Source organism: Saccharibacillus sp. WB 17, assembly GCF_008634075.2.
In the GTDB taxonomy this organism is placed as follows: domain Bacteria; phylum Bacillota; class Bacilli; order Paenibacillales; family Paenibacillaceae; genus Saccharibacillus; species Saccharibacillus brassicae.
Window position 1 is genome coordinate 229,852 of record NZ_VPFK02000047.1, and the last position, 7,630, is coordinate 237,481.

Here is a 7,630-nt window from a genome sequence, read left to right on the forward strand (position 1 = left end):
GCTTTCTTTCGGACTTGACGGCGCAGCCGGCGGACGCCAAGCGTCCCAGCCCGGCCCGCCTCTTAGCGGTGCTGCGCGTAGACGTTCGCCGGCACGGCCGAACGAATGCCCGCCAGCTCCTGCGCGCTCAGCGGCGCCTGCGCGATCGCCGCGACGTTCGCGCGCAGCTGCTCCGGCGTGCTCGCTCCGGCGAGGACGCAGCCGACCGCCGCGTCCGCCAGCGGATAGCGCAGCGCCGCCTCGGCCAGCGGCCGGTCGACCGCCGAGCGCAGCCCTGCGCGGAAACGGCGCAGTTCTTCTTCGCCGTAGCCGAGATAGCCTTTGGACAGCTTGCCGTCGCCGCTGTCGGCCAGCATGCCGCTTGCGACCGGGCCGCGCGCCAGCACGCTGATGCCTTTGGAGCGCAGCAGCGGCAGCACGTCTTCTTCCGGACGCCGGTCGAGGATGCTGTACTGGCTCATAACGCTGACGATGTTCGAACGCGAGACGTATTCGCGAATAACGTTCGGACGGATCGACGAAATGCCGTAATACCGGATGACGCCTTCGCGCTTCAACTGCTCGAACGCTTCGATCGTGTCGTCGATCGGATCGTCGAGCGTCCCGCCGTGCAGCTGGTACAAGTCGATATAATCGGTACCGAGCCGCCGCAGGCTGTCTTTGACGGCGGACAGGATATACGCTTTGGAAGCGTCCCAGGCCAGACTTTCCTGACCGGGTACCCGGCGATTGCCGACTTTGGTCGCCAGCACGACTTCGCTGCGGCGGCCTTTGATCGCTTTGCCGACGAGTTCTTCGTTACGGCCGGAGTCATAGAGATCCGCCGTGTCGAGCAGATTGATACCGAGATCGAGCGCTTCGTGCAGCAGCAGGGAAGCCGCGTTCTCTTCCGTGCCGATCGACATGCAGCCGAAGCCGATCTCGCTCACGCTCAGATCGGACATGCCCAATGTGTTACGCTTCATCGTTCTTCGCTCCTCTCGTCTTGCTTCGATGGTTCGCTGCCCGGGTTCGGGCTCTGTTCCGGCATGGTCCTGTCGGCCAGGCCGAGAATGGCGTCGAACGTGCGCTGCCCGCCTGCCGACCGGCCGGAGACGAACACTTCGTCTCCGCGATCGGCCCGCCGCAGCGACAGCCGGTCGCCCAGCGCCGCTTCGCGGCTGTACGCGATATGAATCGAACGAATATCGCGTTCGCGCAGTTCGTCCGGCGTCAGCAGGTCGGCGCACAGATCGGCATAGCGGGCATTGTTCAGATGCCCGTAGCAGTCCACGGCGCTGTAGGGCACCGTATACATGGCGTCTTCGCTCCAGGACGCTTCTTCGTCGCCGGGCAGCTTCACCTTGCCCGGCGCGCCGGCAAGCGAAGGCCGGCTGCTGACCTCTAGCGGGAACGGATACGCCGAAGGACGCAAAATGCGCCGCTTGGCCAGATCGACCAGCGTCCAGGCCGTCGAAGCCCGGGCGATCTCTTCGCCGTTCCTGTTCAGCAGCCGGTAATCCCGTACCCACAGCACGCCCGACGCTCCGCAGTTCCACGTCTCAAGCGTCAAGGCGTCTCCGAGCTTCGGCACGGCGAGCAGGTCGAGCCGCGTCGTCATAAGAATCCAGGCCATGCCCTGCTCCAGCATGCGGCCGACCGACACGCCGGCGTCTTCCAGATGCCGGTCCGCCGCATTCTGCATGACGCCGAGCAGCGCGGACAGGCGGATTCTGCCGGCAAAATCCGATTCGGTCACCGACGCCGCCAACGGTTCCGTCCATACGTCGCGCATGATCGTATTCCCCTTTCCGGGCCGGGCCCGATCAGCTGTCTGCGGCGTCGATCCAGACCGTTTTCGACTCGAACGGTTCGCGTTTGCCTTCGCCCGGTTCGCGGTCGGGATATCCGACGTACAGGAAGCCGAGCATTTGGCCGTTCGGGCCGAGCCCGAACCGTTCCGCCATCAGCGGATGGTAGCAGGAGCTTCCGCTTCTCCAGACCGCGCCCAGACCAAGCGCATGCGCTTCAAGCAGCATATTCTGAATCGCCGAAGCGACCGACAGCGTCTCTTCCAGCGGAATGACCTTCGGCGAATCGACCGGCTCGCAGCCGACCGCGATCACGACCGGCGAGCGCGACACTTTCTTCAGCGCGGAATCCAGCAGTTCTTCGCGCTGCTCCGGCGAAGGATCTATGCCTTTCTCGGCGGCTTCGGTGTCGGCCAGAGCGGCAGCCAGCTTGGAGCGGCCTTCGCCCTGCATGACGAAGAAACGCCACGGTTCCGTTCTGCGGTGCGTAGGTGCCCACGTACCCGCTTCCAAAATTTGTTCGATCTGCTGACGCGGTACTTCGTCGTTCTTGACCGCTCCGACGCTGCGCCGGGTGCGGATCGCTTCTGATATATTCATTGCAATTCCTCCTTCGATTTCCGTGCTCGTACTTGTTAAGCGTACCATTTGCGTTCGGGGCCGGGCAAGACGAGAAAATTCCCGGCGCACAAGCGGCAGCCGGGAATTTTCTCGTTTACGATCTTTCGCTTCGTACAGGGCCGCGCCGGAATCAGACTCCGCTTGCCAGATCGACCGCGTAGATCCGGCTGGTCGCCTGCCAGACTTCGCCCGGCTCGATCGCGAACAATCCCATGTCTTCGGCCGGCAGCGACAGATTCGGCGCGTTGACCAGGTTCACCTGCGGTTCCGGGCAGATGAACGAACCGCCCGCGCCGCTGTTCCAGATCATCCAGTGGCGGTACGACGTGCCGACGTCGTAGACTACTTTGACGCCGAGGCGCGTATCGGTAATCTCGGCCCGGTTGCGGCCGCCCTGCGGCACCGCCGTATAATGGTTGTCCATCGAATCGACGTAAGGGTTCACGCCGCTTTCGCGCATCTCTTCTTCCCACTCCGCCAACGGCTGGAAGCCTCCGGTCGGCAGCATGCGGCCGTCGAGTTCGCGGCGCTGGCCGATCGTCACTTTGATGCGGCAGTCTTCCGACGTGCTGCCTTGCGCGAACGGCGCGTTCAGCGCCGTATGGAACGCGAGCAGCGCCGGCAGCTTGCGGCCGGATTCGTTAAACAGCGTCACGTCCTGCTCCAGGCCGAGCGAGCTGATCGAATACCGGATACGCAGCGTGAACGCATACGGGAAATACGCGTACATCGGATGTCCTTCGGTGACGCGATGCGCGACCGAGACGAAGCTTTCCGCTTCGGAAGCGCCGAACGCTTCGACTTCCCACGGCAGCGTATGCAGATAGCCGTGCAGGAAATTGCCGGTCTCCGCTTCGTTGACCGGGAACGAATACGTCTCGCCGTTCCACTTGAGCTGCCCGCCGTCGTAACGGTTCGGCGGAAACAGCGGCGGAATGCCGTGCGTACCCGGATCGGATACGAACGCCTGCATGTCTTCCGGCTCGCGCAGGAACCGGAAGCCGCGCTTCGTATCCCGGAAAGCGATCAGGTTGCCGCCGATTCTCGGCAGTACGGCCGCTTCATACTCTCCGTATTTTAGCCAAACGGCCTCTTCCCCGTTGTAGTCGCCGCGGTTTGCTTCGTACACCGGAGGGGTTCCGGCATTTGGATTCATCGACATATACAGTCTCCTTTAAGTCAAGTTGGAATCGCTCACCGTTATTATACCCCGTTGCCGGAGGCGCTTTCAATTTGAACAGCGACCTTTGGGCAAAAAAGACCGGACCCGCCGCCTTATTCTCCGATAATCTCGACGCGGCAGCCTTGACGGGCCGATTTGAGGCAGGCGTCGATCGCCCGCATATTGCGCAGCGCGTCGCCCGGCGCGAAGACCGGATCGGCTTCGCCAAACGCCGCTCGCGCGAACGCGTCCGCCTGCAGCGAATAATGGTTGAGTTCCGGCAGGCTTTCTTCGCGCCGTTCCCGGTCGGTCAGGACGACGATTTGCGGGTTCTCCCGCCAGCCGAACATATGCGGCAGCTCGATCCGCCCTTTCGTGCCGGTAATCTCGAAGTAGGAGCGGTTGTACGACCACATCCCGCATTCGAACGTGAGCGACACGCCGCCGTCGAACGCCAGAATGCCGGACGCGGCCATATCGACGTCATCGTGCTGCGGAGAAAAGAACGCGTGTGCCGACGCCCACAGCGGCTCGCTTCCGGCGACCATGCGTGCGGCCGAGATCGGATACACGCCGATATCGTAGATCGATCCGCCGCCCATTGCGCGATCGAATCGCACGTTGCCGGTATCGTCCGGGGTGCAATAGTTGAACACGCCGTGCATCGACCGCAGGTCGCCGATTTCGCCGGCAGCGAGAATCTCGCGCACGCGGGCGTGCTTGGCCCCGTACCGGTACATAAAAGCTTCCGCGAACAGCACGCCCGCCGCTTCGCACGCCGCCAGCATGTCCGCCGTCTCTTCCGCGTTCAGCGCCGCCGGCTTTTCGCACAGCACGTGCTTGCCCGCTTTGGCGGCTTTTATCGTCCATTCCCTATGTAAATGATTCGGCAGCGGAATGTACACGGCGTCGATATCGGGGTCGTCCAGCAGTCGTTCGTAACTTCCGTAATGCCGCTCGACGCCGGTGCGCGCCGCCATCTCGCCCGCTTTGCCGTCGCTGCGGCTGGCGATCGCCGCTACCAGCCCGCGCTCGGAACTTTGCACCGCCGGAATAAAAGCGCCTTCCGCAATGCCCGCCGTACCCAAAATGCCCCATCGCAGCTTTCGAACCATAGATGTTCCTCCTTGTTTTCGGGCAGGAAAGTTCGGGCATGGCCCTCAGTCTTCCGTTTCCCTTCTGTTTCCCTTCTTATGATAACGTTTTCTATACAGCGTGCCAACGTATTTTCGACGCCAAAAAGAAGGGGATGCCTGCATCCCCTTCCTGCTTTTGGCGGACACGTCCGTAGCTCCGCAGAGCTTCTCTGCCGGCTGCGCCGTATTCACGTTCCGTAATTGTCTTCGGACGCCTTGTTCAGCATGCCCAGGCAGCGATCCAGATCGGTTTTGACCTGTTTTTTGTACAGCTTCGCTTTTTCGGGACCGTCGTCGGTAAAATGATACAGCACGATTTCCTGAAAATCGACGCGCGGATCGTTTCCTTTGAGCTGCTTCGTCCGGTAAAAAACGCCTTCGTGCACAAGTTCGTGCAGCGCGCGGTAAATTTCGCTCTGGGGAGGGACGTACCCGAAGGGCTTGAAGCTCTCCTTCATCTCTTCGAGCATCTGGTAGCCGTATCCGCGCTGCTGTTCGACCATGGTGATGAGGTACAGTTTGATGAATGCCCGTTGGGCGATCATGAAGGCCATGTTTTCTTCCTCCTTTTCGGGTGAACGCTTGTTCCCTTTCATTATAATCGACTTTGCGGCGTTTCACATCTTTTCCGTCTTTTTCCCGAGGCTTTTTTGCGTTAAAAGAAGCGGTGGCGCTTTTTCCCCTTTTTTCAGGGTTCAGTGTTCGCAGATATGGATTGCGGTAAAAGGGAGCAATCGACTCCGGATTTTCTATTATGAATTTTTCATGTATTGATTTATTTATTTCGGAAAAAGAAAGCCAAAAGAGACGAGCGTTTTCACCTTTCACGCAAAAAAAAGAGAAGGCGCCGCTGCGCCTTCCCTGTGCGTTCGATTCGGTAGTGAGGATCGTCCGACGGCTGCCGCGGCTCCGGCGCTTGATCGGGCTTTGCCCGGCAAAGCGCGTCCTAGAGCCTGCGGTCGCCGCGCGGAGGCAGCGTGTCGGCCGGATCGTCGACCGCGCGGCGCCGGTCGGCTTCGCTGATCGTGTCCGGGGCCAGACCCGCGTCCGGTCCGACCATGCCCGAAGGATTAGTCATGCCCGCGCGGGGTACGGTCGTGTTCATCTCCGGATTCACCGAACCGCCCGTGTGCATCTCGTTGCCGTATCCTTCTTCGGTCAGATGATACCGGTTGGCATTTAGCGACTGGTTCTCTTTGAAGGAATCGTACACCGTTCCGCTTCGGTTATCTTCGTCGACCAGTACGAGAATATTGCCGCGATTAAGATGCTCTTCGTATTCCTGCGCTTCGTTCTCCGGAATGCCGAGTCCGACCAGGCCGCCCACAAGACCGCCCGCTCCGGCGCCTACCGCAAGACCCGCCAACGCCGCGGCCAAAGGTCCGGCGGCCAGAATCGGCCCGATGCCCGGTATCGCCAACGCGCCGACGCCGGCCAGCAGTCCCGTGACACCGCCGATCACGCCGCCTGTCGCCGCACCTGCCGCCAAGCCTTCCGGTGCTTTCGTCCCGGTCTCTTCGTCGATCGCTCTCAGGTCGTTGCGGTCTTTGGCCACAACCGAGATTTCTTCCGACGTGAACCCCTGCGCCTGCAAATTCTGGATGGCGCGCGAAGCTTCCCGTTCGTTTTCGAATACGCCTACAATTTTTTTCGACATCGTAAAAATCCTCCTTCAATTTTGAATTGGGATTTGTGCTCGCTCCTTATTTACCCTTCAACGGCGGCCCGAAACGTCCCAACCGGACGTGCACAAGCGAAAAAGCGGGAAAACGGATATTCCGTCTTACCGCTCTTTCCGTCCCGTCCGTCGCCTCTCCGCCTGTTCACGCCCGCCTCAGCGTCTCGGCCGTACGTGCCGCGTCGCTTCGGCGCCGTTCGGATCGTCCGGCCAGTAATGCTTCGGATACCGGCCTTTCAAGTCTTTTTTGACTTCGAAATACGTCTCTTTCCAGAAGTTCGCCAGATCCGACGTGATCTGCACGGGCCGGCGCGCCGGCGACAGCAGCTGCACCGTGACCGGGACGCGCCCGCGTCCGATACGCGGCGTCTGCGTCTGGCCGAACATCTCCTGCAGCTTCACCGCCACGGACGGCCGCTCCGGATCGCTGTAATCGACCGTGATCCGCGAACCGCTCGGCACCGTCAGGCGGGTCGGCGCTTCGGCGTCGAGCGTGCGGCGCTGCTCCCACGTGAGCCGCTGTTCCAGCAGCTGCGCCAGATTCAGCTTGCGCAGCTGCGCCGCACTCCGCACGCCGGCTGCATAAGGAAGCAGCCAGTCTTCCAGATCTGCCAGCAGCGCCGCGTCGTCCGACGCCGGGAACGCGTCGTCGGCCGAGTGCATGAACCGCATACGGTGCTGAAGCTCCCGCGCTTCCTTGCTCCACGGCAGCAGCCGGCCTTCGCTGGCGCGGATGCCCGCAATCAGCGCGGCGGCCACGTCGTCCGCGTCGGGCGAAGAGACCTGCACGGACCGGAGCACGACGGCGCCGATCCGCCGAATGCGCAGCGCCGACACCGCTTCGCGCTCCGCGTCCCATTCGACGCGAATTTCTTCCGTGCCTTCTTCGGCGGCAAAGCGCTCCACGTCGTGCGCTTCCAGCGGAGCGGCGAGCCAGATGCGCCCTTCCGCCCCGCGGTCGTCGATATCCGCGGCGACGAGGTACTCCTCGCGCGAGAGCAGCTCGCGCTCCGGCACGAACGCGCCGCGCCCGCCGCTGAGCAGGAAGCGGCCTCCTCCCCGCCGCCGGCCGACCCGGTCCGGGAAAGCATAGGCGAGCAGCAGGCCCGCTGCCGCGGGATCGCCGGACGGTCCCGCCGGCAGCCCGGCGATGACGCGCAGCCGCGCCGCGCGCTCGGCGGCGCGGTCTTCCGGCGTGCGCGCGCCGCCGAAGAAGCGCGGCGACGCCTGCAGCGCTTCGAGC

Annotated in this window: 8 protein-coding genes; all 8 read right to left on the minus strand. The window is 62.5% G+C overall.

The window, feature by feature from the left end:
* Nucleotides 1-62 precede the first annotated feature (62 nt).
* Nucleotides 63-965 (minus strand): aldo/keto reductase, encoded by a 903-nt coding sequence (locus FTE24_RS22865; protein ID WP_150228521.1) that lies wholly within the window; start codon nt 963-965, stop codon nt 63-65.
* On the minus strand, nt 962-1,774 hold the full coding sequence (locus FTE24_RS22870; protein ID WP_150228519.1) for an acyl-[acyl-carrier-protein] thioesterase: 813 nt from the start codon (nt 1,772-1,774) through the stop codon (nt 962-964). The genes FTE24_RS22865 and FTE24_RS22870 overlap by 4 nt, the downstream gene beginning before the upstream one ends.
* 31 nt (nt 1,775-1,805) lie before the next feature.
* Nucleotides 1,806-2,390, minus strand: a complete 585-nt coding sequence (locus FTE24_RS22875) for a nitroreductase family protein (protein ID WP_150228517.1) — start codon at nt 2,388-2,390, stop codon at nt 1,806-1,808.
* Between the two features lie 151 nt (nt 2,391-2,541).
* On the minus strand, nt 2,542-3,573 hold the full coding sequence (locus FTE24_RS22880; protein ID WP_150228515.1) for an aldose 1-epimerase: 1,032 nt from the start codon (nt 3,571-3,573) through the stop codon (nt 2,542-2,544).
* A gap of 113 nt (nt 3,574-3,686) precedes the next feature.
* Nucleotides 3,687-4,688: a Gfo/Idh/MocA family protein gene (locus tag FTE24_RS22885; RefSeq protein WP_150228513.1), complete on the minus strand. Its 1,002-nt coding sequence runs from the start codon at nt 4,686-4,688 to the stop codon at nt 3,687-3,689.
* A 209-nt stretch (nt 4,689-4,897) separates the two neighbouring features.
* The gene (locus FTE24_RS22890; protein ID WP_141449510.1) at nt 4,898-5,263 is read right to left on the minus strand and encodes a helix-turn-helix transcriptional regulator; all 366 of its coding nucleotides are present in this window, start codon (nt 5,261-5,263) and stop codon (nt 4,898-4,900) included.
* Between the two features lie 392 nt (nt 5,264-5,655).
* Entirely contained in the window at nt 5,656-6,366 is a 711-nt protein-coding gene (locus FTE24_RS22895) for a general stress protein (protein ID WP_150228511.1), read from the minus strand.
* A 177-nt stretch (nt 6,367-6,543) separates the two neighbouring features.
* A partial coding sequence (locus FTE24_RS22900; protein ID WP_272915095.1) for an ATP-dependent helicase C-terminal domain-containing protein occupies nt 6,544-7,630 on the minus strand: 1,087 nt, incomplete at its 5' end.